Genomic DNA, 25,317 nt, shown 5'->3' with positions numbered 1-25,317 from the left:
CAGGGTCAGTGCCTTCCCTCCTGGGAGAGGGACTCGGCGACGAGTTCGAATGCGGTCCTGCCGTCGAGGGACTCGCGGACGATGTCGGCGTGGCCGGCGTGGCGGGCGAACTCTTCGATGAGGTGGAGGAGGATCCAGCGGGCGGAGACCTTCATGCCGGGCGGGTACCAGGGGGCTTCGGGGAGGGCGACGGTGATTTCGAGGTCGGGGAGGCTGTTGACGGCCTCCCCGGTGGCGCGGGCGACGGCGTCGTAGCGGGCGAGGACGGAGGCGAGGGTCTCGCCCTGGTCGGGGAGGAGCTGGAAGCCGCTGACGTAGTCCGCCTCGTTGCCGGCGAATTCGGGGCGGCCCATCAGGGTGCCCTGGACCCAGACCTCCTCGGTGCGGGCGACATGCTTGATGAGCCCGGCGAGGGTGAGGGAGCTCGCGCCGGCCTGGGTCGTGGCCTGTTCGTCGGTGAGGCCGAGGACGGCGCGCCGGAGGCCGCCGCGCTGGGCGTCCAGGAACTTGAGCAGGCCGTCGCGCTCGTCCGTCTCCGCGGGTACCAAGGTCGGCATGGCGTACACCTCTTGCTTTCGTCGTGCGTCTTTCCTTCCTTCGAAGGTACGAGACCTTGCGGTCAGTTTCAGTCCGCAATGCTCCGGAAGGTGGCAGCGTGTTGGCTACGGCTGGCCCTCCGACACCGGACGCGCTCCCGGAGGACGGCGGGCGCGGAGCTGCTGCTGATTCCCTCGGCGTTCACCAGGCCTGGCCCCCTCACCCGCGTGACGCTGCCGGAGCCTCCGCAACTCGCCTACCCGGCGTGCGGCGTGGGGTCGTTGTGGGAGCCCCGGCCCGTCGGCAGGACCGACGCCATCGCCGCCGTACTCGGCCGCTCACGGACCCTGCTCCTGACCGAACTGGAGACTCCCGCCTCCACCACCGAGCTGGCCCACCGCACCGGCATCTGCCCGCCCGGTGTGTCCCAGCACCTCGCCGCCCTGCGCGACGTGGGCCTGGTCACCACCCACCGAGCCGGCCGCTCAGTGCTCTACGCCCGCACGTCGGTCGCCGATCCGTCCTCGCCGCTGTCTCGCCATAGGCCTCTGCCCGTATGCAAAGCTGCGTCCCAGGGATAACGGCCGGGCCGTCCGTCTTCCAGGTGCCGCAGTCCTCCCACTCGGTGGCGGGATCGGGGAGCACGGCCTCGGCTGCTTCGGAGTCGGCGGCGAGCCAGCATTACGCCGAGGCTGTGACCAGCGGTGGGTCTCGGCCGGCCGGTGGAGGCCCCGACCGTGTCGGGGTCTCCCACCTGGTGATTCCCTTCCTTACCAGGGGAGGGGGCCCTCGGCGTCGAAGTAGGCTCCGGTGGGGCCGTCGCGGCTCACCTGCGCCATGCGGACGATGATCTCGGCGCCCTCTTCGACGGTCTGCGTGCCGGTGTTGCCGTTCAGGTCCGTCGCGGTGTAGCCGGGCTCCACCGCGTTGATCCGCATGCCCGGGAAGGCCTTCGCGTACTGCACGGTGATCATGTTGACCGCGGTCTTCGACGCCGGGTAGGAGACCCCCGGGTACGCATACGTCGGTGTGCTCGGGTCGGTGACCCGGGCCATCGAGGCCAGGCCGCTGCTGACGTTGACCACGACGGGGGCGGCGGAGCGCTGCAGCAGCGGCAGGAACGCGTGGGTGACGCGAACGACGCCGAAGACGTTCGTCTCGAACAGCGTCCGCATCATGTCGGCCGTCACCTCCGCGGCGCCGACCACACCTCCGTCCGCCGTCCGCATCTCGATGCCCGCGTTGTTGACCAGCACGTCCAGTCCGCCGTCGGCCTCGATGGTCTTCGCTGCGGCCGCGACGGAGGCGTCGTCGGTGACGTCGAGGAGGACGGGCCGCGAGCCCAACTGCTCGGCGGCCCGGCGCCCGCGGTCGGCGTCCCGGCTGCCCACGTAGACAGTGTGACCTGCCGCGATGAGCCGGCGGGCGGTCTCGAAGCCCAGGCCCTTGTTCGCTCCGGTGATGAGTGTTGTTGTCATGCCTTCCATGGTTGCGGTGCGGCGGCATGGTCAGCCAGTCGTCCCGTCATCCTGGGATGGCTGGTACCAGGCAAGTCCCCCGGTGGACGGTGTTCACTGGTGGCATGTCGGCGACGGAATTCGGGCAGGCGGTGCGGCGCCGGCGCGACCGGGTCTCGCCCGAGACGGCCGGTCTGCCCGTCGGCGGACACCGGCGCGCGCGGCCGGGCTGCGCCGAGAGGAGCTGGCCCTGCTGGCCGGGATCTCCGTCGACTACGTCACCCGCCTCGAACAGAGCCGGGCGACCAACCCGTCGGCGCAGGTCGTCGAGGCTCTGGCCCGCGCCCTGCGGCTGTCGGGAGACGAGCGCGCACACCTGTTTTGTCCCGGTTCGGCGACGCCACCCGGCAGGCCGAGCGCTACCGGGTCGGCCGGGTGCTGCTGGCCGGCGACGCGGCGCACATCCACCCGCCGACCGGCGGGCAGGGGCTCAACCTCGGCGTGCAGGACGCGTTCAACCTCGGCTGGAAGCTGGCCGCCGCGATCAACGGCTGGGCACCGGAGGGGCTGCTGGACAGCTACCACGCCGAACGGCACCCGGTGGGCGCCCGCGTGCTGGACAACACCCGCACGCAGATCACGCTGCTGGGGACCGATCCGGGTGCGACCGCGCTGCGGGAGCTGTTCTCGAAGCTGATGGACTTCGAGGAGGTGAACCGGTAGGTGACCGGGATCATCACCGCGGTCGGGGTCCGCTACGACTTCGGCGAGGGGCATGAACTGCTCGGCCGGCGGATGCGGGACGTGGGGCTGAAGCGGGGGCGTCTCTACGAGCTGATGCACGGCGGCCGCGGGCTGCTGCTCGACCAGACCGGCCGGCTCTCGGTGGCGGGCTGGGCAGATCGGGTCGACCACGTCGTCGACGTCAGCGAGGAACTGGACGCGCCCGCGTCGCTGCTGCGGCCGGACGGCCACGTGGCGTGGGTCGGTGAAGATCAGCAGGATCTGCTCAGCCAGCTGCCCAAGGGGTTCGGCGCTGCCGTCGGCTGAGCGCGCAGTTGTGGCCCGAAAGGGTGGGCCGTTGTGATCGCGTGAGACAGGACACGACAGGTGTTTTGCAAATACGACACCTATCGTGCTCAGGCTCACAGGACGCCTCGTCGCCACGTAAGCCATTTGCAAGCGATCCGCTTGCAATAGTTAGCACTACGGGGCAGTATCGAAGCATGGCTTCACTGAACGTCGGCAACCTCGGCGAGTACCTGCGCGAGCAGCGCCGTAACGCGCAGCTGTCGCTGCGCCAACTCGCCGACGCCGCAGGGGTGTCGAACCCCTACCTCAGTCAGATCGAGCGAGGGCTGCGCAAGCCCAGCGCGGACATCCTGCAGCAGCTCGCGAAGGCGCTGCGGATCTCGGCCGAGACCCTGTACGTGCAGGCGGGGATCTTGGACGAGCGGGACCAGGAGGGGCTGGAGCTGCGGGCCGCGATTCTGGCGGACACGGCGATCAACGAGAAGCAGAAGCAGGTGCTGCTGCAGATCTACGAGTCGTTCCGCAAGGAGAACGGCGCCGTGGACGAGGATCAGCCGAAGGCGCCGGTGCCGCCGCGCAAGCGGGCGGCGAAGAAGACGGCGAAGAAGGCTGTGGCCGTGCTGAAGCCGAGGACGACCGGTGGCAGTGGCGATGACGCCGCGGCCGCTGGATAGCAGATCGATAGCAGACCGGACAACGCCGAAAACCCTCACCACGGGAGAAACCCTCATGGCGATCACCGAAGACATCGTGAAGACGTTCAAGGACCCGACGCCGCTCTACGCGCTGGCCGGCACCGCCGACCTCGCCGCGGAGAAGCTGAAGGAGGTCCCGCCGCTGTTCGAGAAGCTGAAGGCGGAGGCGCCGCAGCAGATCGACAAGGTGCGCGGCACCGACCCCAAGGCTGTGCAGGAGAAGGTCACCGCGCAGGCCAAGGAGGCGCAGACCAAGGCGCAGGCCAAGGTCAGCGAGCTGCTGGGGACGATCGACGGCGACGTGAAGAAGCTGCGCGAGGCCGCGCAGGACTTCGCGCTGCAGCAGGTCGGCCGGGCGGCGGAGTACGCGGTCAAGGCCCGGGAGACGTACGACGGGCTGGCCGAGCGCGGCAAGGGTGCCGTGGCGACCTGGCGCGGCGAGGCCGCCGACCAGGTGGAAGAGGTCGCCATCGCGATCGAGCCGGACCCGGTGCGGCCGCCCGCGCCCGCGCCCGCGGCGCCGGCTCCCGCTGAGCCGGCGAAGCAGCAGCAGCCCACCGCGGCGAAGAAGGTCACGCCGAAGAAGACCCCGCCCAAGCCCGGCCAGTAATGGGTCAGTGGTGACGGTTGCGAGACCGTGACAGCGGGCCGGGCACGCCACGCGTGCCCGGCCCGTTCAACGGGTACGGTGGAGCCGACGACGGAGGTGGACGGCATGCTGGTGCAAGGGTTCAACAACCTGTTGGGCTGGGCCTCGATTGCCCTGGTGCTGTTCACGGTGTTCGCGTTCGTCGATGCCGCGATCCGTCGGCAGGACGCCTACCGTGCGGCGGACAAGCAGAAGAAGAGTTTCTGGCTGATCATCCTCGGCCTGGCCGTGGCGGTCAGTGTGTACGGGATCCTCTTCCTGCAGATCTTCGGCCTGATCGCCACAATCGTGTACATGGTCGACGTGCGTCCCGCGGTCAAGGAGATCACCGGCCCCCGTCGGCGCCGTGGTGGCAGCAGCAGTGACGGCCCGTACGGGCCCTTCAACCGCTAGGGCCTGTCCGGCGCCGGGGCGGTCTGGCCCCGGTCGAGCAGGACGAGCGCCACGTCGTCCGTCAGCTCTCCGCCGTTGAGATCGCGTACCTCGGTGACCGCCGCGTCGAGCAGTTCCTCGCCACGCAGCCCTGCCGCCAGGTGGGCGGCCATGAGCCGGACCATGCCGTCCTGGCCGAGGCGTTGCGTGCCCTCGCCGATGTGGCCCTCGATGAGGCCGTCCGTGTAGAGCATCAGGCTCCACGCCTCGCCCAGCTCGATCCGCTCCCCGTCCCAGTCGGCGTCCGCCAGCAGTCCGAGGGCGGGGCCCCCGTGCTCGTACGGCAGCAGGCGCGGCAGCTCGCCGGGGTGGGAGAGGAGCGGGGAGGGGTGACCGGCGAGGTAGAGGTCGGCGGTGCGGCCGTCGGGCGCGATGTCGAGGGCGCAGAGGGTCGCGAAGATCTCGTCGTCGGCGCGCTCGTGCTCCAGGACCTGCTGGAGCGTGGACAGCAGCACGGTGCCGCTCAGCCCGGCGAGCGTCAGCGCGCGCCAGGCGATGCGCAGCTCGACGCCGAGCGCGGCCTCGTCGGGGCCGTGGCCGCAGACGTCGCCGATCATGGCGTGAACGGTGCCGTCGGGGGTCCGTACGGTGTCGTAGAAGTCGCCGCCGAGCAGGGCGCGGCTGCGGCCCGGGCGGTAGTGGGAGGCGAAGGTCAGCCAGTCCTCGGCGCCGGCGAGCAGCGGAACGGGGAGCAGGCCGCGCTCCAGGCGGGCGTTCTCCTGGGCGAGGAGCCGGGTCTCGGCCAGTTGGCGCTGAGCGAGGTCGGCCCGCTTGCGCTCGACCGCGTAGCGGATGGCGCGGGTGAGGTGGGAGGGGTCGAGCTCGTCGCGGGTGAGGTAGTCCTGCGCGCCGATCCGGACCGCCTCGGCGGCGCGCTCGGCGTCGGTCTCGCCGCTGCTGGTAAGGACCAGGACGGCGGTACGGGGCGCGAGGCGCAGGACGTGCCGCAGGCTGTCGAGGTCCAGGCCGGTTTCACCGGCGAGGTCGAGGTCCAGCAGGATGCAGTTGACGTCGTCCTTCAGCAGCCGCTCGGCCTCGGTGAGGTTGCGGGCCCGGCGGATACGGACGCGGGTGCCGGAGACGTCGAGCATGTCGGGGACGGTGAAGGCGCCGGTTGGGTAGTCACCGATCGCCAGCAGCGTGAGGGCAGGCGAGGTCCGGCCGTCGGCCAGGGATCCCTGGCGCGGCCCTGGCACGGAGGCCTGGGGGACCTCTGTTGCGGACATCGGATGTTCCTTCCCTCCCCCCGAGGGTGCTGCGCTGACTGGCGACCATAGCGGCAGCAGGTGGTGCGGCGGGAGAGCTGACGGTAAACCGCCTGTGTCATATGCGCCTCTCAGCAGGGGATTTCATCTCTCAGGGGACGAACTGGACATGACCAACGTCACGTTTGGGGACTGTCTGCGCATGGCGCGGGTCACACGGTCGAACCGGGTCGTACGACGCCCAGGATCGGCATCGATCCGACCCCTGCCACGGTGACGGTCCTCCCAGGACGAGGGGCCTGAATGATCGCGCCGTCGCCGACGTAGATCGCGACGTGGCTGGCGTCGTCGTAGTAGACGACGAGGTCGCCCGGCCGCATCCGGGCCAGGGGCACGTACGGGAGTTGCCGCCATTGCTGCTCCGCCGTGCGCGGGATGGTGGTGCCGGCCGCCTTCCAGGCCTGCTCCGTCAGGCCCGAGCAGTCGAAGCCGCGGGGACCCTCGGCGCCCCATTCGTACGGTTTGCCGAGCTGGGCGGTTACGTAGGCGACGGCCTGTCTGCCCTGGGCGGTGGCGGTGGTGGCCTGCTGCGTCAGCTGGGTAGCGGTGTCGGGTTTGAGCCAGGTGATCTGCGACTGGTAGGCCGCCTCGTCCTCGAGGCGGTTGAGCCGGGCCTTCTGCTGGGCCTGGAGGGTGGCCAGCAGGGCGTGCGCCTGGGCGAGCCGGGTGGTGATCTGCTTCTTCGCGTCGGCGCGTCCTGCTGGGCCTTGGTGAGGTTCGCCAGCTCGGCGGTGGCGGCGGTCGCGTAAGTGTCCAGCTCGGACTTGGTCGTCGTCAGCTCGCTGATCGTCGTGTTCGCGGCATGGGCCGCCTTCTCGGTGAGCGCGGCGCCGTCCAGGGCGGTGCCGGCGTCCGTGTCGCCGCCGAGGAGCAGTTGCAGGTTCCGAGTCGAGGGTGCCGGTGCCGCCGCTGCGGTATTGGGCGGCGGCGAGGGCGCCGGCCTGGGCGGTGAGCGTCTTGAGCTTGCTCTGCGCCTTGTCGATGGCCCTGGCGAGGGTGAGATGTCCTTCTGCTGCTGGGTCACTCTCTCGTGGGCCGCGTTGTACGCGTCCGTGGCGACCTCGGCCTTGCGGTACAGCTCGCTGACCTGCGTACGGACCTCGGTGAGGGTGCGCTGGGCGCGGTCGGCGTGGGCGCTGGTGGTCGTTGTCCCGGCGAGCAGTGTCGCGGCGCAGGCTGCCGCGAGCCATGTGGTGGTCGTACGTCGTCGTCGCATGCGGGCACCCGTTTCTGACGGATCGTCACATCCATGCGGATGGTGCCACGCCGAACCGCGATTTGGAATCAGCTGCGCGGTGCTCGGGGTGCCAACGCCTGCCAGAGCAGCGTCACTTCGCCCTGCCGCCAGCGCGACGGGCCGTCCACCACCGGCCAGTGGTCCGCCTCGGCCAGCGTCCGTACGGCCCGGATCCAGCGCTGCCGCGCCCCCAGCGATACGTACGGCGCCGCCGCCGCCCACGCGCGGTCGAAGTCGCTGAGGAAGGCGTGCACCGGCTCGCCCGGCACATTGCGGTGGATCAACGCCTTCGGAAGGCGTTCCGCCAGGTCGGAGGGGCGGGCGAGCGAGCCGAGGCGGGTCGCGAAGGTCACCGTTCGGGGTCCTTCCGGTCCGAGCGCCACCCAGACATGGCGGCGGCCGATCTCGTCGCAGGTGCCCTCGACGATCACCCCGCCGGGTGCCAGGCGCGCCCTGAGCCGCGCCCATACGGCGGCCACCTCGTCCTCGTCGTACTGGCGGAGCACATTGGCCGCGCGGATGAGTGCGGGGCGCTCCCCGCCGGGCAGCGGGACCTCGAAGCCGCCGTGCGCGAAGGTCAGCCCGTCCCGTATGTACGGCTGGGCCGCCTCCACCCGCGCCGGGTCGATCTCGATGCCGACCACCCGGGCGTCCGGGCGTACGCCCGCGCGCAGCCGCGTCAGCAGCTCCACCGCCGTCCAGGGCGCTGCCCCGTAGCCGAGGTCCACCGCCACCGGATCCGTGGCCCGGCGCAGTGCGGTGCCGTAGGTCGCCGCGATCCACCGGTCCATCCGGCGCAGCCGGTTCGGGTTCGTGGTGCCGCGGGTGACGGCGCCGACAGGGCGGGCGGGGCGCATGGAGGGAGCGTATGCGAGCCGTCGCGGGGTGCCGGCACCCGGCCGGACGGGGCCGGCTGTCCGTGGCGTACCCGACAATGGGGTGGACGTAGCGGGGACACCGGAGGACGGTCGGCGATGGCGGTATGGGACGACCTGGTCGGGCAGGACCGGGTGACGGCGCAGCTGTCCGCCGCCGCGCGGGACGCGGACGCCTTTGTCACGGCCGTGGCGGCGGGGGAGTCGCACCCGGCGGCGTCGAAGATGACGCACGCCTGGCTGTTCACCGGCCCGCCCGGCTCCGGGCGCTCGACCGCGGCCCGGGCCTTCGCGGCGGCGCTGCAGTGCGTGAGCCCGGACCGGGCGCTGGGCGGGGCGCCGGGGTGCGGATTCTGTGACGGATGCCATACGACGCTGATCGGGACGCACGCCGATGTCGAGGTGGTCCGGACCGAGGGGCTCTCCATCGGCGTGAAGGACACCCGCGACCTGGTGCGCCGCGCCTCCCTCTCCCCGGCCGGCGGCCGCTGGCAGGTCATCGTCCTGGAGGACGCCGACCGCCTCACCGAGGGCGCCGGCAATGTGCTGCTCAAGGCCGTCGAGGAGCCCGCCCCGCGCACCGTGTGGCTGCTCTGCGCGCCCTCCGTCGAAGACGCGCTGCCGACCATCCGCTCCCGCTGCCGGCACCTCAGCCTGCGTACGCCGCCGGTGGAAGCGGTCGCCGAGGTGCTCGTACGGAGGGACGGGATCGAGCCCGCCGTCGCGGAGGCCGCCGCCCGCGCCACCCAGGGCCACATCGGGCGGGCGCGGCGGCTGGCGACCGATGCGCGGGCGCGGGAACGGCGGGCGGCGGTGCTCAGGCTGCCGCTGCGGGTGGCCGACGTCGGCGGCTGCCTCAAGGCGGCCCAGGAGTTGGTGGACGCGGCATCGGAGGACGCCAAGCAGGTCGCCGAAGCCGTCGACGGCAAGGAGACGGAGGAGCTGCGCGCCGCGATGGGCGCCTCGGCCGGCGCCGGGAGCCGGATGCCGCGCGGCACGGCCGGGGTGATGAAGGACCTCGCGGACCGCCAGAAGCGCCGCTCCACCCGGACCCAGCGCGACACCCTCGACCTGGCCCTCATCGACCTCGCCGGCTTCTACCGCGATGTGCTCGCCGTCCAGCTCGGCACCGGCGTCGCCATCGCCAACGTCGAGTCGCGCGAGGCCATCGACCGCATCGCCTCCGGCTCCCGCCCGGAGCACACGCTGCGGCGCATCGAGGCGGTCCTGGCCTGCCGGGAGGCCCTGGAGCGCAATGTGGCGCCGCTCCTGGCGGTCGAGGCGATGGCGCTGGCGCTGCGGGCGGGGTGAGGCCGCTTACGGCTCCGGGCGCGACTGGAGTCCCTCGTTCGGGTGATCATCGCACCGCCGACGGGCCCCACCCGCCGCGTCGGCGCCGGGCGGGCGGCGGGGTGTGACGCAGGCTGCTGACCAGCGCCCCCGTCCCCGAGGTGGTACGTCAACGTGGTCGAGCTCCTCCCGCTGCTCGCCGCTGTGCTCGGCGCCGTCGCCACTGCCGCCCTCGCCCGCTCGGCGCTGCGGCACTGGTGGGCGGAGCGGGCCGGCAGGCCGTACGAGCTTCCGGTGGCGTACGCCGGCACTGTGGTGCGCGCGGCTGGGGCGGCGGTGGCGGCGGCCGTGGTGGCGGTGGCGATCTGCTGGGGGTCGGGCTTGGGGGGCGGACCGGGGGGCGCACACCCGGCGCACATTGCTGCCGAGCCCGCTCCCGCGCGAGCCCCCACACCTCCCGTGCGCCCCAGGCGGAACCCCGCACCCGCCCCTGCCCGCGACCCCGGCCCGCCCCGCACCGTCGCGTACCCCGCCGGCGGCACCCTCCAGCGGTACGCCGACGGCACCCGGGTCTGGCTGCCGCCGCAGTACGGCTACCCCAGCGCCGCCGGCCTCGACTTCCCGTACGTCGTGGCGTACATGGCGCAGGACGACGATGCCCCCGCCCTGCTCGGCGCCTTCGACACCCACGTCCGCAGCGGTCTGGCCGACCCGTTCGTCGTCGTCCTGCCCGCCCGCTGCGGCGCCGAAGTCCCGGAGGCCGTCACCGACCGCTACCGCCTCGCCCCGGTCCGCAGCGCCCGCGCCCTGCTCGGCCTCGGCGACCAGGCGCCCTGCGCCGTACGCGAAGCCCTCGCGCACCCCGAGCACTACCAGGCGGCCGCCGGGATTTCGGGGACGTACGACGACATGGCGCTGCCCCGCCGCAGCACCACCGACTTCCTCCTCGCCACGCCGTCCGGCGAGGAGGAACACGCGGCCTCCGCCCTGCGCCTGCGCGACGAGATGCAGGATCTGACCGAGGTGCGCATCCTTGACGGCATCACCCCGCGTCGCCGCCTGCTCGGCCTCGTCGCGGGCTATTTCACCGAGAAGCTCGACGGACCTGAATCACCCATAAGAGCGTGGCGGAGGACGGTTCCGCCCCATCAGGGCGGATACGCTCCCAATCACCCGACGGGAGGAACCGAGGCACCTTGATGGACACCCCGCGCCTGCTCCGCACCTCCGGCACCGTCATCGCGGTTGCCGGGCTGCTGCTCACCGCCTGCACCACAGGGAGCGTGGGCCACAGCGCCGCCGCCTCCTCGCCCTCATCGCTGAGCGCGCTGCCCTCGTCCGACGGGTCGGACTCCGTCGCGCTCAAGCCCTACTACGAGCAAAAGCTGAAGTGGCGCGCCTGCGGCACGGCCGCCTTCCAGTGCTCGACCATGAAGGTCCCGCTGGACTACGCCGCTCCCTCCGCCGCCACCGACCTCAAGCTCTCCGTCGTCCGCAAAAAGGCCACCGGCCCCGGCTCCCGCCTCGGCTCCCTCCTGGTCAACCCCGGCGGCCCCGGCGGCTCCGCCATCGACTACCTGCAGTACGCGGCCCTCGGCTACCCGGCGCCCGTCACCTCCCGTTACGACATGACCGCCGTCGACCCGCGCGGCGTTGCCCGCAGCGCGCCCGTGAAGTGCCTGTCCGACAAGGAGATGGACGCCTTCACGGCGACCGACGTCACCCCGGACACCACCGCCGAGCAGAACGCCCTCGTCCAGGCCGACAAGCAGTTCGCCGCCGGCTGCCAGCAGCGCGCCGGCCAGCTCCTCAAGCACGTCAGCACCGTCGAGTCCGCCCGTGACATGGACATCCTCCGCGCCCTGCTCGGCGACAAGAAGCTCACGTACATCGGCAAGTCCTACGGCACCTTCCTCGGCGCCACCTACGCGGGCCTCTTCCCGTCCCGCGTCGGCCGCCTCGTCCTCGACGGCGCCGTCGACCCCTCCGTCTCCGCCCTGGAGAGCAGCCGCGTCCAGGCCGGCGGCTTCGAGACCGCCTTCACCGCCTTCGCCAAGGACTGCGTACGCAGGGTCGCCTGCCCCCTCGGCACCACCAGCGCCGACGACGCCGGCAAGCGCCTCGACGCCTTCTTCAAGGACCTCGACGCCAAGCCCCTCCCCACCGGCAGCAGCCGCAAGCTCACCGAGGCTCTCGGCAGCACCGGCGTCATCTCCGCCATGTACGACCAGGCCATGTGGCCCACCCTGCGCGACGCCCTCACCAAGGCCGAGAAGAAGGGTGACGGTAGCGGCCTCCTCGCCCTTTCCGACTCCTACTACGAGCGCACGTCCAACGGCAGCTACTCGAACCTCATGTACGCCAACGCCGCCGTGAACTGCCTCGACCTTCCCCCCGCCCTCTCCGGTCCCAGCGACGTGAAACGCGCCCTCGCCTCCTTCACCCGCAGCTCCCCGACCTTCGGCACCAACCTCGCCTGGTCCAGCCTCACCTGCGGCTACTGGCCAGTCGCTCCCAGCGGCACCGCACACCGCATCACCGCCGGCGGCGCCGCCCCCATCCTCGTCGTCGGCACGACCCGCGACCCGGCCACGCCCTACGCCTGGGCCCAGTCCCTCGCCAACCAGCTCGACTCCGGCACGCTCCTCACGTACGACGGCGACGGCCACACCGCGTACGCGCGCGGCAGCGACTGCATCGACACTGCCGTCAACCGCTACTTGCTGGAGGGCATCGTGCCGGCCGACGGCAAGAGGTGCTGACCGGCTTCCTCGACTGACGCCGGCGTCATGACTTCTTCCTGCGGCCGCCGGACGACCAGGTAGGCGGCCCCGCTCCCCAGCACCACCCCGGTGCCGAGGAGCGGGGCCCACACCTGGTACCAGGGCGCGCCGGGCGGCGCGACCAGGACGCGCGGCCAGCAGACGTTGACCAGCTCGAAGCCCGCCCACAGCACCGCCAGCACATTGAGGGCGGTGCCCTTGCGGCCGTTACGTCCCTGCTACTTGCCTCGCAGCCGGGCGATCAGCGCGGCCAGCGGCGTAAGGAAGAACGGCAGGAAGGTCGCCGCCGTACCGAAGGCGATGACCGCGCCGATCGCCGTCGCGTTCATCCCGAGCAGCAGCGCGCTCGCGCTCAGCAGCGTCGACGCGACCGGCCCGCCGATCGGCGCTTGCCTCCCGTTGACCTTCCTGACCTGCCGAGAGAAGGGGAACGCGCCGTCCCGGGCCAGCGAGTACAGTCCCCGGGCGGCGCCGCCCTGCGAGGCCATCGCGCAGGCCAGGAAGCCGACCAGCACCACGCACACGAACGGCTTTTCCGACCACGACCCGAGGCCGTCGTCACCGGATCGACGTCCTTGTCGGCCCCCACGTCCGCCGGGTGCGGAGGCGCCAGCGCCACCGCCATCGCGTTCAGGATCACCACGACCCCCACGCTCAGCAGCGCCCACCACATCGCCCTCGGCACCTGCCGCCCCGCGTCCTTCATCTCCTCCGCCGTTGACACGTACGCGTCGAACCCGATGAACGCCCACCCCGCCACGGTCACTCCTCCTCGACGCCCTCACCAGCCACCTCCCCGCCGCCCCGCCACCCCACTCCCCCTGGTCAGAGGCACCCTCCGGGACTGTGTAGACTTGGCCGCGCTGCTGACGCCACTCTGGCTGCGCAGCTTGCCGCCTTAGCTCAGTTGGCCAGAGCAACGCACTCGTAATGCGTAGGTCTCGGGTTCGAATCCCGAAGGCGGCTCCATGGTGAACCCCAGGTCGGGCCTGTGACCTGGGGTTTTTCCTTTTTATTGACCTTGGGAAGTGTGCGTGTAAGTGCTTTTCGACCTACGCATTCCGATGCGTAGGTTGATAGTTCACTCTATGGATTTGCTTGTGGCGCCGCTGGGCGTAAGTGCCCCTTGAGCTGGACTTTCTTCATGGCGGCTCGGCTGCCGGGGTGCGGCGGGTGGGCTGTCGGCAGGCCAGGGGAGCGCGAGGGGAGCGCATTGGTATTGACGCGCCATCAGTTATCGGTCTGGTGGTGCCCGGTAGTGGGTGGTTTTGGCTGCGTCGGCTGCAGTCTGCGTGGCGCGAACCAGCCCGGTACGTGCCAGTACAACGAGGGTGGTCGGTGTGTATTTGGGTTCGCCGTGCGTGCCCGGCTCAGTTGTCGACCTCAGCCAAGAGCCGTGATCCGTGCTGGCCCGTCACCGCTGCCAGGTACGGTCAGCTCTTGCCGGTGCTGTACAGGCAGTCCGGGGCATGGGACTGGACGAAGGCGTCGCTGAACGAGGCGGCGGGCGGCACGCTCGTCTTCGTCGAGGCGGGCCCGCGGCGACTAGGTCATCGGTCACCGCGTACTCTGCCCCGCCGATTCCAGGCACTCCGGGCACGTGGCACGGCGTCTGCCACGCAAGCTGGGCCTCATCGGCAGTCATCTCCTGGACCGGCCGCGGAGCGATGCCCTGGGCCTCGTTCCCGAGGACACCGCGGCGGAAGGCGGGGCAGTCGGGGCTGGCGTGATAGCGGTCGCTTGTGGCGGTGGTGACGTACGGGCTCATGGGCTCGATTCTTCTGCAGGATGGGGCTGTCGTGCCGGCCTTAGTGGGCGGGCAACTGGAATACGCCGGAAACGTGCCGTAGCCCTCTCACCGTCGATTCAACTCAGGAGGTGATCGAGGACGGTGAGACCAGCGGCGGCCGCGCGGTGATGGTAGGCGCGCTGACCGGGGGCGCCCGGGGGTGCGGGTTCGCGGGCGTTGCGGTGCCAGTGGCCGGTGAGTGCGGCGAGGAACGCCGCGGCGGTCTAGGGGTCCAGCCCAGGTGAGGCCGAAAGGCAGCCGCAGTACCCCCCGCGCTCATCGTAGGACGGGGCGAGGGGAACACCGCCGTCACCGTGCCCCGCCCCCGACAGGCCGCGGACGACGCGGCACGGATCACGCGATCCGCACCGTGAGAGTCAGAGGCGTGGGCTGCGATACGGGGCGGTCATCAGGGCCGTGGGCCCGGCCGCCGCAGCGGCGGGTACCTCACATATCTGTTCCTGAATTCTGGCCATCGTGAATTGCGGAAGGTGCGAACTCGCGACGTTGCGGTTCCGACTTCGGGCTGAGCCCGGAGGTTCCACGATTCAGGCAGGGTACGGCGCGGTGAACCGTTCGGCGGTCTCCCAGAGCTCGCCTTCGCGCTGCGGGTCGTAGGACTCCTCGGACGACCGGTCCACGCGCTTGCGGTCGACGTAGGCCCCGGTCGGCGCCTGGGTCGTGCCGAGGACGACGTCGGCGAGGTAGCGCCCGGCGGTGCTGCGGCTGGTTGCGAACGGGGTGAGGGTCATGACTGGCAGGATGCGGCGCATCGCGAACCGGGCGGCGGGGCTCGCGTTGCGGGCGAGGCCGGTTCCGGGGACGAAGCCCGGGTTGTAGGCGACGGCGTCGATCCCGGCCGGCAGCCGGCGCGCGTACTCGTGCACGAGGTAGATCGCGGCCAGCTTGCTCGTCGAGTACGCGGTGCGCCCGCCGGTGGTGGTGTCCGGCTTGGGGAAGGCACCTGTGCGGGCGAGGACGTCCGGGGACTTCCAGGCCGGGCCGGGCACCATGCCCATGTTGTGCTTGAAGTCGCCGAAGTGGGTGTCGCTGGCGGTGATCACGATCCGGGCGGGAGCGGTGAAGCGGTCCTGGAGCAGGCGGACGAACAGGTGGTTGGCGAGCACGTTGATGGCGAAGGTGGACTCGAACCCGTCGGGCCCCTCGGTCAGCGCGTTCGTGTACTGGATGCCCGCGTTGCCCACGAAGCCGCGCAGCGGCGGCAGATCACCGCGCTGCAGCCGGTCGCGGATCTCGGCGGCGGCCGAGCGGACGCTGTCCAGCGAGCCGAGGTCCGCCGAGAGGTGCGAGACCGTGTGCCCGCCCGTGGCGAGTTCCGCGGCCAGGCGTGCGCCGGAGGATCCGCGGGCGACGACGAGGAGGTGCACGTCGGGAGACTGGCGCAGGATGTGCTCCGCGGCGACGCGGCCGATCCCGCGGCTCGCGCCGGTCATGACGATGGTGTGCCGCATGGGAGGCTCCTTGACTGGTCAGCCGGTGTGCGCCCGGCTGGGCGCATCACCAACGTTCGTCGCTTGCGCCACCGTCAACCAGTGCCGTCCCCGTCACTAGGACCGGCAGTACCCAGGCTCGCCGGGCGCCGAGCGGTGAGAATGGAGCCATGGCCGCCTCCCGCTCCACCTTCGGTGTACTCCTGCGCGCCTGGCGCGACCGCCTCTCCCCGGCCGACGCCGGCCTCACCGCGACGGCCGGCCGTCGCGCCCCGGGCCTGCGCCGCGAGGAGCTCGCGCAGTTGGCCGGGCTCTCGGTCGACTACGTCCTGCGCCTGGAGCAGTCACGCGCGAAGAAACCCTCGGCCCAGGTCGTCGGCGCCCTCGCCCGAGCCCTTCAGCTCTCCCGGGCCGAGCGCGACCAGCTGTACCGCAGCGCCGGGCTCCTTCCGCCGCAGGACGGCACCGTCAGCACCCATGTGCCCCCGGGCATCCAGCGGCTCGCCGCGCGCCTGGGCGACGTCCCGATCGGGGTGTTCACCGCCGACTGGACCCTGGTGTGGTGGAACACCATGTGGAGCGCCCTGCACGGCGACCCCACCGTCCTCCCGACCGCCGAACGGAACCTCGCGCGCGCCCTTTTCGGCAACGGCGCCGCTCATGCCTCAATGCTTCCCGTCCAGTCCGAGCGCGGACAGGACACCTTCGAGGCGTCGATCGTCGCCGACCTCAAGGACGGCGCCTCCCGCTACCCCGCCGACGCCCAGCTCGATCGTCTCGTGCACGACCTCCGGGAAGAATCCGACGCCTTCGCTCATCACTGGGCCACGCAGACAGCAGCTGCCCAGCACACCACCGACCGCAAGACGATCCGGCATCCCGAGATCGGCGACATCCTGCTCGACTGCGACGTCCTGATCGTTCCGGGCGCGGACCTGCGCATGGTCACCTACACGGCAGCGGCCGGAAGCAGCGACGCGGGAAAGCTCGACCTTCTTCGCGTCACAGGCGGCCGTACCGCCACCGCACGCCCCTGACACCGGCCCCGGCTCCATCGTTGGCGGGACGCCGTACGTCATCGCCTGCGGTGCCCCGATCCGGGGGCTCCTCGCTGTCCTGTGACAACGAATCACAGAGGGCCCTCAGGGCGTCGCTTCGGGGCGTGGAAGGCTGGCAGCGCGGTCGCCAGGACAGGTGCCGGTAGCGTCTGCCCATGGACGCGAGCGCATGGCACGAGATAATCGCTATCCCGCCGGGGCAGGTAACGCTGTCGGACCGGCGGACCCAGCGCAGTTGGTCGGTCGAGCTCGTGCCCTACCAGCTCGCGGCGTTCCCGGTCACCCAGTCGCTGTACGCGCAGATCACCGACCAGCGGCCAAGCACCACCCGTGGGGACCAGTTGCCCGTCGAGGGCGTTTCCTGGTGGGACGCGGTCCGGTTCTGCAACGCCCTGTCCCAGCGCGACGGGTTCGCGCCCGCCTACCACTTCCATGCCAACGGCGAAGGCATCGAGTGGGACCCATCCGCCGACGGGTACCGGCTGCCGACCGAAGCCGAGTGGGAGCACGCCTGCCGCGCCGGTACGACCGGACCCCGTTACGGACCGCTAGAAGAGATCGCTTGGCACCGCGGCAACTCGCACGAGCGAATCCACGACGTGGGCGGCAAGCGGCCCAACCCGTGGGGCCTTTACGACATGCTCGGCAACGTCTGGGAGTGGTGCTGGGACATCTACGACGCCAAGGTCTACGGCACCTACCGGGTGCTACGCGGCGGTGGCTGGTTCGACGAGCACTGGAGCTGCCGGGCCCCCGTGCGGCGCCGCAGCCACCCGACCTTCCAGGTCGACGACGTGGGATTCCGCATCGCGCGTTCCAACGTGCGCTGATCCGCATGGTGCACGACCGCTTCTGTGCCGGGACCCGGCAGTTGTCACCGAGCAACGCCCGCGGCCTGGGCCTCAACGGCGCGCAGGACGCGCTTGTTGTCACCGCCGGGACAGGATTCTTGTCACCACCGGCGTCGTGGACAGGGCATCTGTCATCGGGCCCGTGACGCCGACCTGCGCCGATGGTCCGGCCGTACGTACGCCGCCGGTCGCGGTGACAGAAACCGTGTCCAGGTGACCTCTATCGTGTCCCGGCACAGCTTCCCACGCTTACGGGACATATCTGATCTGCGCGGTCAAACTTCGCTGTCACGAGACGGCCGGACGTCAAACTTCGGTGGCAATCGACCAAGATTCGTTGTCACATGACCTGTCGCAACGAAGTTAGGCGGCCGGATCGCGTTGGCCTGCGTGGACTGGATTGAGTGAGACGGCTGCAGGCCGCCGAGGTCGTGGTGAATACGGTGTCGGCTTCATGCTCATGGTCTCGCTGGCAGAATGGTCGTGTGGTCGTCTTTCACTGCGTGAACTGTCAGCAGCCTCTGACCGGCAAGGTTAAGCCGGGGGAACCGCTGAGAGGCCCCGAACGCCCGCCTGGCAACGAGATCGCTTCACCACGGATGGCTCAGGGAACCTTCAAGGTCAACTTCGACGGCAGCCTTCTGATCCTTCACCCCGACGACGTTCCGGGGACGGCACTCCACTCCGATGCTCGCCGCGTCAATGGTTGTTGCGGCCTCGCGGGCCAGGACGGCCCCAACCTCGTCTGTTCCGGCTGCGGTGTCGAAGTCGCGACGAAAGAGAGCGATTGCTGGACCGAGAATCTGGTGGCCTTGGTCGCCGCCGCGGTGAGTGAAGACCCCCAATCCAAGTAGGCCATCGCGCTGTTCCAAATGACGACCACCGGCCTGGTCAGCTGCCTGGGGCCGGCTCTGCTGCGTCGAGTTGATACCAGTCCTGTGTGACCATCCAGGACTGGTAGTCCAGGAAGATCCTTGCGAGGCCGTCCGGTCGCTCCCGGATCGTGAAGAAGTCGCGGAGGAGTCGGTGGAGCGTGATCACAGCTGCGGCGTCGGCCTGTTTGGTGAGCGGGTGAGTCCAACCCCCTGGAGCGAGGTGGCGGACGAGGAGGGGCCAGGTCAGATCGTGGCCTCGACCGAGACGGACCACGAGCCATTCCTGGAACCCGGTGAGCATGCTCCAGGAGCTTCCGGCATCCAGGCCGAGAAGAAAGGCGGTCATCGCGGAGAAGGAGCCGTCGAGGCCGTGCCGGGCGGGCTCGCGACGAACCGCGGTCAGTAGCGCCTGGTAGTGCTTGAGGACGTTCGTGTGGAAGGTCTGCTGGGTGGCGGCGAGGTAGTTTCCCGCACTTCGTTCGGGGCGCCTGGTCAATGTGTCCGGGTTCCTCAGCGGGTGGTTGGACATGTAGCGGTGAACGGTGCCGTAGGACACGCTGGCGTCGTGTTCGTCCAGCAACTTCTCCCAGACCAGCCCGATCGTGGGAAGTTGGCCGGCATGGGCGGCGGCGTGTTCGTCGAGGATGACGTCGATGACTGGTCCAACGCGCCTTTTGGCTCGGCCTTCGATGGCCGGGCTCTTCTTGCGTGGTGGAGGAGTCGGTGAGGCGAGTGCTTGGCGGACCATGTTCGGGCCGACGTGATGCCTGGCCGCCAGCTGACGGACGGACTTCTCTCCTTCCTGGGCGTCCCGACGGATCGCCGCGAAGAGCGCGGGTTTGTCCGCGCTGGTGGTGACACGTCGCTTGGGCTTGTCCGGGGCCGGCCTCGCACGCTTGTATCGCACCAGATCGGGCAGCACCCGTTCCAGGACGGCTTGCTGACGGCCGGTGACTGCGGCGAGTCGGTCAGCGCGTGGTCGTTTCCCGCGCCCGTAGTCGGGCGGTCCGACGAGGCATCCGCGCAGGTAGCTGGGCTTGAGGTGGTTGGCCTGGGCCAGTCGGCGGATGAATGAGTCGGTGCCCTCGCCGAGTCGCAGTGAGACGTGGACGGGGAGTCGGGCCAGTTGTTCGGGCAATGCCTCGGTCACCGGGTGGCCGCCTTCTTCGCCGGCTTCCTCAGCGTCTCCGCGGCGTGGTCCAGGGGGATCTCGTCGAGCCCTTCTTTGGTCACGCGCTCGGTCCCGCCCAGGATCGCGTCGATCGCGGCGCCCCGGATCGCGTGGGACAACGCTCCGATCATGCCGTCGGCCCGGTTGTGGAGGTAACGGTCCAGCTTGACCAGGCTGCCCAGCGGGTGATCGTGCAGGAGCAAGGTCTCCTCCATGGTCGCGACCAGGCCCTTCCACTCGTCGCCGTAGGGGAACGGGCGGGTGGGGACGAGGGTGAAGCGGCCCGCGATCTGGGCGCCCCTGGTGCCGGCCAGCAACTCGCTGGTCTCCAGGCCGATGCCCGCATAGACGAACGTCGCGGGGATGCGCTCGGAGAAGTACTTCAGGGTGTCGGAGACCTCGCCACCGGCCCGCGTGACCTGCGAGACGTTGTGGATTTCGTCCACGAGCACCAGCCCCGTGTAGGTGTCCGTGCAGACGCCGACCACGGCCTCGATGATATCCGTCATGTTCGACCGGGGACGGACAGGCAGCCCCAGGAAGCGGGCGAACTCGGCCGCGACCATGCGGGCGGTCGCGGCCGGCGGGACGGTGATGTAGACCACCGGGATGCGGTCGGCGACGTTCGGGTGGCGTGCCCGATCGAGGAGCTCGTGGGCGAGGCCGAGCTGGGTGATGGCACTGGTCTTGCCCGTGCCCGGCAGGCCGGAGACCATCAGGCCGCGGCGAGCGCTGATCGCGTGCCGGTTCAGCAGGACCAGTCGACGGCCGCAGACCACCGTCTTCTCGACGAACGAGGTGGCGACCACGAGCATCCGGGCGTGATGGTCGAGCCGGTCCTCGTCGTAGAGAGCCCGCTCTGCCGAGGACAGCCCTCGCAACGCGTCGGGAGAGAACAGGACCGGGGGCTCGGGCGGCCCGGCGGCAAAGGCCCGCCATCCGTCCAGGGTGGTGAGCTGCCGGTTGGCCGCGGCGTCGACCTCGTGCAGGGCGGAGTGCCGGCCTGCCGGTTCGGGGATGGTCACGGACGTCTCCATGGGTTGGCGAGCGGGTCGAACAGACCGAGCGGGATGACCTTGGCCAGCCCGGTGTCCGCCTCTTCCTCCGGCGCGGCCTCGGCAACAGGCGGGTCCGGGATCGGCCGGTCGGGGGTGGTGGCCCGGGTCCGGGCGGCGACTCGGCGGGAACGCTTGGCCGCAGGGCCCTTCTCCGTGGCGGGGCCGTCGTGGGCCCGCCGCAGCAGGGCCGCGGCAGCATCCGCGATCTGTTCCTCGGTGCCGCCGGGAACCTGCTCGCATGCGTGGTCCCAGGCCAGCTCTCCGAACGGGACGCCGACGCGACGCAGGTGCTTCCAGAACACGGTGATCCACCGATCGCCCCGGCGGTCGCGCACCCAGATCCGGGAGATGTCGTAGGGGTCGTAGTGGATCTCCCACAGACCCTTCTTCGCCGCCACCCCGGAATGCTGACGGCGCAGTGGGCCCAACTCGCCGTCGTCGTAGGTTCGGTGCTGGATCCTGATGCCGTAGGCGTTGATCGCCTGCCAGCGCTCGGGCAGAAGCTCGATGTAGTCCTCGCCGTTCAGCGGGACCGGAACGTAACCGCAGGACTCCACCAGCGTGGCGTACTTCTCGTTCGGCGAGAACGCCCGCTTCGGCGCCTCCGGGTCACGCAACCCGTCATGCGGCCTGGTCTGCCAGCGGTCTTTACCGACCGCGGGAGCTCGTGTTCTGGCTCTGACCTGCGGTGATTCATAGACTACATGTCCGTGAAGATGAGTTGGGGCCGTTGCTGTAGCTCGTCCGGGTGGTCTCGTGGGACGGCCCGTCCACCGGGACGGTGGACGGGCCGTGAGGTGGTCAGCGAGGCAGGACCACGTCGCTGATCCCGGTTCGGACGCGGGCTTCGAGGTCGGCAACGCGCCGGTCCTGGAAGCGGAGGTTGGAGCGGGCGGCTTTTGGCCTTGGTCGCCCTCGCCGAAATGCCGGGCTATTTGATGCGGTCGAGGAAGTCCAGCACTCGATGAGAGACCTGTGCGGCGGCCTGCTCGTCGTATGACGGCAGGCTGCTGTCGGTGAACAAGTGCCTGTCGCCGGGATAGAGGAACAGCTCGGCATCCGCAGCTGTCTCGACGAGCGCGCGGGCCGCGTCCACATCGCCCTCCCTGGCGAAGAACGGATCCGCGTCCATGCCGTGGACCTGGACCGGGACCTCGTGGGGCCAGGCGCCGCCGAACTCCGCGACCGGGACGCAAGCCTCCAGCAGCAACGCGCCCTTCGCGCCGGGGCGGGTCTGGGCCAGCTTCTGCGCCGGCAGGACGCCGAGCGAGAACCCGGCGTAGACGAGTTCCGCAGGCAGCCCCTCGGCGGCGGCGGTTCCGCGGGCGATGACCGTGCCGAACCCGGCGTCCTCGGCGTAACCCATGCCCTCCTCGAGGCTGTCGAATACCTGCCCCTCATACAGGTCCGGGACGTGGACGGTGTGTCCGGCCCGTCGCAGCTGCTCGGCGAACTCACGGACGCCGACGGTCAGCCCGTGCCCGTGGTGGAAAACCAGCACCTCAGCCATGTCGCTCCCCTCGTGCTGCGGTGCCCGGGCGGCGCCGCAGCACGAGTATGGCCCGCGCCACTGACATCCGCGGGTCGTAGCCGAACGGGATCAGATCGTTGAAGCCGGGTCGGTGAGGCGGGCTTCGAGGTCGGCAACGCGCCGGTCTTGGAAGCGGAGGTTGGAGCGGGCGGCCTTGAGCCGCTCGTCGAGGGCGCGGTTGTCGGCGGTGAGCTGGCGGACCCGCTGCTTGAGTGTGGTGTTCTCGGTGGTGATCCGCTGGATAGCTTCTTCTGTCCACTCAGCCTGCAAGTCCCGGATCTGGCCGAGGAGTTCACCAGTGCGGGCCCGCTGGGCGATGATCTCGCCGTGAGCCGCTTTGAGGGCATCTTCGGCGTTCAGGGCACGTTCGCGCCAGGTCGCCTCGTGCTCATCGTCCTGGTCGGCGAGCAACTGAGTCCGGCGGTCTCCGGTCTCGGCCATCGCGGTGGCGATGGCGGCTCGGGCCTCGGAGTTGTCATAGAGGAAGGTGCGCGAGACGTCCGCGCGACGGGCAACAGCGGCGACGCTGACCTGGGCCTTCTCGCGCCGGAGTCGGGTGATGGCTTCGCGGACCCGTTGGAGGGCGGTCTCGGTCTTGTGGCGGCGGGCGGCCAGGGCAGCGGCGGTGCGGGGGGCTGGAACGGCAGCGGTCTTCATGCGATGTCCTGTTCGGGGTCGTCGCCGTCGGCTGTGCACGTATCGCTGTACTTGCTCTGCTCGTCGTCGCCCGCGTCGGCGAGGTCAGCGGCGCGGAAGGCGGTGGACCACACGCGGTGGAAGTAGTCCTGGGGTTTGCGCAGGTCCAGGGCGAGGGCGTCGTCGAGGAGGCCGAGGCCGGCCAGGGCCTTCTCCAGGCCGTCGATGGCGCGGGCGGTGGGCTCGAAGTAGCGGTGAAGGTAGTCGGCGGTGGCGTCGTCCGGGGCGCCCTCGGCCAACAGCCGCCACTGTTCGCGCTTGCGCCGCCAGTAGAGGAGGTCGGCGCCGGACAGGACGAACTTGTCGCAGTTGTGGCAGTCGAGGTTCCAGGGGCATGCGCCGCCGTCGACGACGGGCTGGAAGGTGCAGAAGCCGCCTTCGGCGGGGGTGCTCCGGCGGGATAGATCGATGGCGAGGGCCTGGGCCTGCTCGCGGGTGAGCGGGGTGGTCGGCTCGGTGAGGACTTCACCGGGTCTGGGGCTGCCAGGGCCGGCGACCCAGACGTGCTGGAGGACGTCCTCCAGATCGGACTGGGTCAGGTGGATGTAGTGCTCGGCCATCCGCTCGGAGACGTGGCCGAGGTAGCGGCGGACGTGCGTCAAGCTTGCCCCGGCCCGCAGCAGGCTGGTCGCCAGACTGTGGCGAGCCTGATGAGGAACCCAGCGGCCGATGTCGAGATCGTCGATCCAGAGCTTGAAGCCCTTGTGGAACCACTTGTAGCTCAGCGGCCGATGGCCGTCGCGGTTGCGGATGTTGGTGGGGAACAACGCCATCTGGGCGCGTTCCTCGGCGGTGGGCGGCCGGTTGTTCCGGGTCTCGAACAGGGCCAGGGTCTTGCGCTGGCGGGCTTGAAGGAGTTGGTGGACTCGCTCAGGGATGCGCAGGGCCTGGTCGTAGTTGCCGACTTTGGTCTGGTCGTGCCAGAGCATGGGGAGTCCGCCGTAGCGGCCGAGGCAGTCCAGGCGGAGCTGGAGGACTTCTCCGCAGCGGCGGCCGGTGACGATGATCGTCTCCCAGGCGTCCCGCAGGCCGCGGTCGAACGGGTCGTAGGTTTCGGAGAGTCCGCGCAGGTTGGTCTCGTCGGCGAGCGCGCGGGCGACCCCGTCGGCGAACGGCGGCCGCGAACGGCGGACTGTCCGTCCTGGGGCAGGCATGGCGCCGATGAACGCGCGGTCCAGGCCGAGGCGTTCGGCCTCTCCCGATTCCATTGCCCCGCGCAGGAGGCGCCGGGTGCGGTGGAACACGCGCTGGCGGGTGTTGTCGGTCACGATCGACTGCTTGCCCGGGCGCCCTCTGGCCGCGAGCGAGACGAGCCCGTCCCTCTCGCGTTGCCGCTGGTCGGCGACGAACTGGTGCATATGGTCTGCCGTCAAGGCTCGCGGGTCGTGGCCGCCGGACGGCGCGTGGAGTTCCAGGAAGGTACTCAGCTCCAGACCGGCTCGGCGCATGTCGTCGAAAGTGCTTCCGCTGCGCGGGCAGCCGGGAGAACGCAGGATTGCGACGAGGTGGTCCCAGATGAGGTCGCGGAGCCATCGCTGGGAGACGCCCGTGAGGTCCATGTGGACCGAGCGGCCGGTGAGCTTCCGCCCGAAGTGCTCGGTGAGGATGTATCCGAGCTCGCGCGTCTCGGCCGGCGTCACGTAGAGAGGCTGCAGCCAGCCGGCCACGGCCCGGACGATGTGGACCGCCTCGCGGCTGGCCGCCTTCTGCAGCAGCCGTTCCTCCTCGGGGCCCGCATCCGTCAGCGACCGCAGACCGTGCTCGCGGGCGAAGTTCGCCAAGCCCTGCCAGGTGACCAGTTCCCATCGGCCGTGTGCCTTCTGGGTATAGGTGAACATGCCCCACTTGATCTCGGCCCGCAGCAGCGGATGCAGCCCCCGGAGATTGACCTGCGCAGGCCGGAGCACGGCCCCGGCGCTCCCGCACCAGCGCCGGAAGGCGAGCTCGTCCTCGTAGCTGACCGGCGTGACCAATCCCCGGCGCCCGAAGCGGGTGCCCCACTGCGACGGCAGCGTCGCTCCTCCCGGCCTGCCTTGCCTGCGGTAGCGGCGCTCGTGGCGGAAACACAGCCCGAGCGGGGAGTCTGCGAGTTCCGGGCAGACCTGGACCTGGCAATTGCCGAAGCCGGGATGCGATTGCTGATCGACGAGCCAGGCATCGAAGTCGAGGTCACCGCCGCGGCGGCCGCGCTGGTTATACCAACGAAACTCGTGGTAGTGGCAGAGCGCCAGCGTGTGGTGCCGAGCGGGCCGCCCGGGACAGATCCGGCAGGATCGCTGCTCGATCCCCTCCCCGGGGCCGACGGGCGGCGCGGTGCGGAGGAACTCGGCTCGTTCTCCACCCAGGTCGCGGTGCTCGCGCCAGAGCATCTCGTGAGAAGAGCACAGGTCGCCATGTCCCATCGTGGACCGCTCGCAGTCAGCGCAGAGGCAATTCCACCGGTAGACAGCATGGTTCGGCGGGATCTTGACGACATCGGGACGGAACAGCGGGTCGAACGACGGGGCGCTGATCAGCACGGTGAGGATTTCCAGCCGGTCCCGGCCAGCGCGGGGGTCCTGCTGCGGCAGCAGGGGCGTCGTCAT

Annotated in this window: 24 protein-coding genes, 1 tRNA gene and 3 pseudogenes; 13 read left to right on the top strand and 15 right to left on the bottom strand. The window is 70.5% G+C overall.

Annotated elements, in window-relative coordinates; all coding sequences use genetic code 11:
* Nucleotides 1-5: 5 nt before the first annotated feature.
* Complete coding sequence (locus EFK10_RS20695) at nt 6-557, bottom strand: DinB family protein (RefSeq protein WP_127357147.1); 552 nt, start codon at nt 555-557, stop codon at nt 6-8.
* 207 nt (nt 558-764) lie between these two features.
* Between EFK10_RS20695 and EFK10_RS20690 the strand changes: the two genes are divergently transcribed.
* A complete protein-coding gene (locus EFK10_RS20690) occupies nt 765-1,118 on the top strand; it encodes an ArsR/SmtB family transcription factor (RefSeq protein ID WP_322973365.1) in 354 nt (117 codons plus the stop codon).
* A 189-nt stretch (nt 1,119-1,307) separates the two neighbouring features.
* On the opposite strand, the gene EFK10_RS20685 is transcribed toward EFK10_RS20690, so the two are convergent.
* Nucleotides 1,308-2,015 (bottom strand): SDR family NAD(P)-dependent oxidoreductase, encoded by a 708-nt coding sequence (locus tag EFK10_RS20685; RefSeq protein ID WP_127357145.1) that lies wholly within the window; start codon nt 2,013-2,015, stop codon nt 1,308-1,310.
* A 104-nt stretch (nt 2,016-2,119) separates the two neighbouring features.
* Between EFK10_RS20685 and EFK10_RS20680 the strand changes: the two are divergent.
* The 5 genes and pseudogenes from EFK10_RS20680 to EFK10_RS20660 form a co-directional block, all read left to right on the top strand.
* Nucleotides 2,120-2,403, top strand: a pseudogene (locus tag EFK10_RS20680) (helix-turn-helix domain-containing protein); the annotation flags it as partial.
* Nucleotides 2,376-3,044, top strand: a pseudogene (locus EFK10_RS52705) (FAD-dependent monooxygenase); the annotation flags it as partial. The pseudogenes EFK10_RS20680 and EFK10_RS52705, both read left to right, overlap by 28 nt.
* Nucleotides 3,045-3,220: 176 nt before the next feature.
* Nucleotides 3,221-3,700 (top strand): helix-turn-helix domain-containing protein, encoded by a 480-nt coding sequence (locus EFK10_RS20670; RefSeq protein ID WP_127357144.1) that lies wholly within the window; start codon nt 3,221-3,223, stop codon nt 3,698-3,700.
* 55 nt (nt 3,701-3,755) lie between these two features.
* Nucleotides 3,756-4,331 (top strand): hypothetical protein, encoded by a 576-nt coding sequence (locus EFK10_RS20665; RefSeq protein WP_127357143.1) that lies wholly within the window; start codon nt 3,756-3,758, stop codon nt 4,329-4,331.
* Nucleotides 4,332-4,436: 105 nt separating this feature from the next.
* On the top strand, nt 4,437-4,763 hold the full coding sequence (locus EFK10_RS20660) for a DUF2516 family protein (RefSeq protein ID WP_127357142.1): 327 nt from the start codon (nt 4,437-4,439) through the stop codon (nt 4,761-4,763).
* Here EFK10_RS20660 and EFK10_RS20655 read toward each other — a convergent pair.
* From EFK10_RS20655 to EFK10_RS20645, 3 genes are all read right to left on the bottom strand, one after another.
* Nucleotides 4,760-6,028: a PP2C family protein-serine/threonine phosphatase gene (locus EFK10_RS20655; protein WP_127357141.1), complete on the bottom strand. Its 1,269-nt coding sequence runs from the start codon at nt 6,026-6,028 to the stop codon at nt 4,760-4,762. The two genes, EFK10_RS20660 and EFK10_RS20655, sit on opposite strands and share 4 nt — an antisense overlap.
* 191 nt (nt 6,029-6,219) lie before the next feature.
* Entirely contained in the window at nt 6,220-7,257 is a 1,038-nt protein-coding gene (locus tag EFK10_RS20650) for a C40 family peptidase (protein ID WP_127357140.1), read from the bottom strand.
* A 94-nt stretch (nt 7,258-7,351) separates the two neighbouring features.
* Nucleotides 7,352-8,161 (bottom strand): class I SAM-dependent methyltransferase, encoded by an 810-nt coding sequence (locus EFK10_RS20645; RefSeq protein ID WP_127357139.1) that lies wholly within the window; start codon nt 8,159-8,161, stop codon nt 7,352-7,354.
* A gap of 117 nt (nt 8,162-8,278) precedes the next feature.
* On the opposite strand from EFK10_RS20645, the gene EFK10_RS20640 reads away from it, so the two are divergent.
* From EFK10_RS20640 to EFK10_RS20630, 3 genes are all read left to right on the top strand, one after another.
* Nucleotides 8,279-9,490, top strand: coding sequence for a DNA polymerase III subunit delta' (locus EFK10_RS20640; RefSeq protein WP_127357138.1), 1,212 nt, complete (start codon nt 8,279-8,281; stop codon nt 9,488-9,490).
* 153 nt (nt 9,491-9,643) lie between these two features.
* The gene (locus EFK10_RS20635; RefSeq protein WP_127357137.1) at nt 9,644-10,669 is read left to right on the top strand and encodes a hypothetical protein; all 1,026 of its coding nucleotides are present in this window, start codon (nt 9,644-9,646) and stop codon (nt 10,667-10,669) included.
* Nucleotides 10,669-12,231, top strand: coding sequence for an alpha/beta hydrolase (locus tag EFK10_RS20630; RefSeq protein WP_127357136.1), 1,563 nt, complete (start codon nt 10,669-10,671; stop codon nt 12,229-12,231). Before EFK10_RS20635 ends, EFK10_RS20630 begins: the two co-directional genes overlap by 1 nt.
* On the opposite strand, the gene EFK10_RS50565 is transcribed toward EFK10_RS20630, so the two are convergent.
* From EFK10_RS50565 to EFK10_RS52175, 3 genes and pseudogenes are all read right to left on the bottom strand, one after another.
* Entirely contained in the window at nt 12,186-12,434 is a 249-nt protein-coding gene (locus EFK10_RS50565; protein ID WP_240677355.1) for a hypothetical protein, read from the bottom strand. The two genes, EFK10_RS20630 and EFK10_RS50565, sit on opposite strands and share 46 nt — an antisense overlap.
* 36 nt (nt 12,435-12,470) lie before the next feature.
* The gene (locus EFK10_RS52180; RefSeq protein ID WP_265737537.1) at nt 12,471-12,776 is read right to left on the bottom strand and encodes an amino acid permease; all 306 of its coding nucleotides are present in this window, start codon (nt 12,774-12,776) and stop codon (nt 12,471-12,473) included.
* A 140-nt stretch (nt 12,777-12,916) separates the two neighbouring features.
* Nucleotides 12,917-12,976, bottom strand: a pseudogene (locus EFK10_RS52175) (hypothetical protein); the annotation flags it as partial.
* 168 nt (nt 12,977-13,144) lie between these two features.
* Between EFK10_RS52175 and EFK10_RS20620 the strand changes: the two are divergent.
* Nucleotides 13,145-13,221 (top strand) — tRNA-Thr (locus tag EFK10_RS20620).
* 1,368 nt (nt 13,222-14,589) lie between these two features.
* Here the strand turns inward: EFK10_RS20620 and EFK10_RS20610 are convergent.
* Entirely contained in the window at nt 14,590-15,513 is a 924-nt protein-coding gene (locus EFK10_RS20610) for an SDR family NAD(P)-dependent oxidoreductase (protein WP_127357135.1), read from the bottom strand.
* 149 nt (nt 15,514-15,662) lie between these two features.
* Between EFK10_RS20610 and EFK10_RS20605 the strand changes: the two genes are divergently transcribed.
* The 3 genes from EFK10_RS20605 (at nt 15,663) to EFK10_RS20595 (ending at nt 18,255) form a co-directional block, all read left to right on the top strand.
* A complete protein-coding gene (locus tag EFK10_RS20605; protein ID WP_127357134.1) occupies nt 15,663-16,529 on the top strand; it encodes a helix-turn-helix transcriptional regulator in 867 nt (288 codons plus the stop codon).
* Nucleotides 16,530-16,705: 176 nt separating this feature from the next.
* Nucleotides 16,706-17,380, top strand: coding sequence for a formylglycine-generating enzyme family protein (locus EFK10_RS20600; protein WP_127357133.1), 675 nt, complete (start codon nt 16,706-16,708; stop codon nt 17,378-17,380).
* Between the two features lie 425 nt (nt 17,381-17,805).
* Nucleotides 17,806-18,255, top strand: a complete 450-nt coding sequence (locus EFK10_RS20595) for a hypothetical protein (RefSeq protein WP_127357132.1) — start codon at nt 17,806-17,808, stop codon at nt 18,253-18,255.
* 37 nt (nt 18,256-18,292) lie between these two features.
* Here the strand turns inward: EFK10_RS20595 and EFK10_RS20590 are convergent, their stop codons facing one another.
* The 6 genes from EFK10_RS20590 to EFK10_RS20565 form a co-directional block, all read right to left on the bottom strand.
* The gene (locus tag EFK10_RS20590) at nt 18,293-19,426 is read right to left on the bottom strand and encodes a hypothetical protein (RefSeq protein WP_127357131.1); all 1,134 of its coding nucleotides are present in this window, start codon (nt 19,424-19,426) and stop codon (nt 18,293-18,295) included.
* Entirely contained in the window at nt 19,423-20,472 is a 1,050-nt protein-coding gene (locus EFK10_RS20585) for an ATP-binding protein (RefSeq protein WP_240677354.1), read from the bottom strand. Before EFK10_RS20585 ends, EFK10_RS20590 begins: the two co-directional genes overlap by 4 nt.
* The gene (locus tag EFK10_RS20580; RefSeq protein ID WP_407647110.1) at nt 20,469-21,122 is read right to left on the bottom strand and encodes a Mu transposase C-terminal domain-containing protein; all 654 of its coding nucleotides are present in this window, start codon (nt 21,120-21,122) and stop codon (nt 20,469-20,471) included. Before EFK10_RS20580 ends, EFK10_RS20585 begins: the two co-directional genes overlap by 4 nt.
* Before the next feature lie 314 nt (nt 21,123-21,436).
* Nucleotides 21,437-22,015, bottom strand: coding sequence for a dienelactone hydrolase family protein (locus tag EFK10_RS20575; protein ID WP_127357129.1), 579 nt, complete (start codon nt 22,013-22,015; stop codon nt 21,437-21,439).
* Nucleotides 22,016-22,105: 90 nt separating this feature from the next.
* Nucleotides 22,106-22,693 carry a DUF6262 family protein gene (locus tag EFK10_RS20570; RefSeq protein ID WP_127357128.1) on the bottom strand — a complete coding sequence of 196 codons (588 nt, stop codon included), beginning with the start codon at nt 22,691-22,693 and terminating at the stop codon, nt 22,106-22,108.
* Nucleotides 22,690-25,317 carry a tyrosine-type recombinase/integrase gene (locus EFK10_RS20565; protein WP_127357208.1) on the bottom strand — a complete coding sequence of 876 codons (2,628 nt, stop codon included), beginning with the start codon at nt 25,315-25,317 and terminating at the stop codon, nt 22,690-22,692. The genes EFK10_RS20570 and EFK10_RS20565 overlap by 4 nt, the downstream gene beginning before the upstream one ends.

The sequence above is a fragment of the Streptomyces soli genome (assembly GCF_003999195.1).
GTDB lineage: Bacteria > Actinomycetota > Actinomycetes > Streptomycetales > Streptomycetaceae > Actinacidiphila > Actinacidiphila soli.
This window is presented reverse-complemented; position numbering and strand designations above follow the sequence as displayed.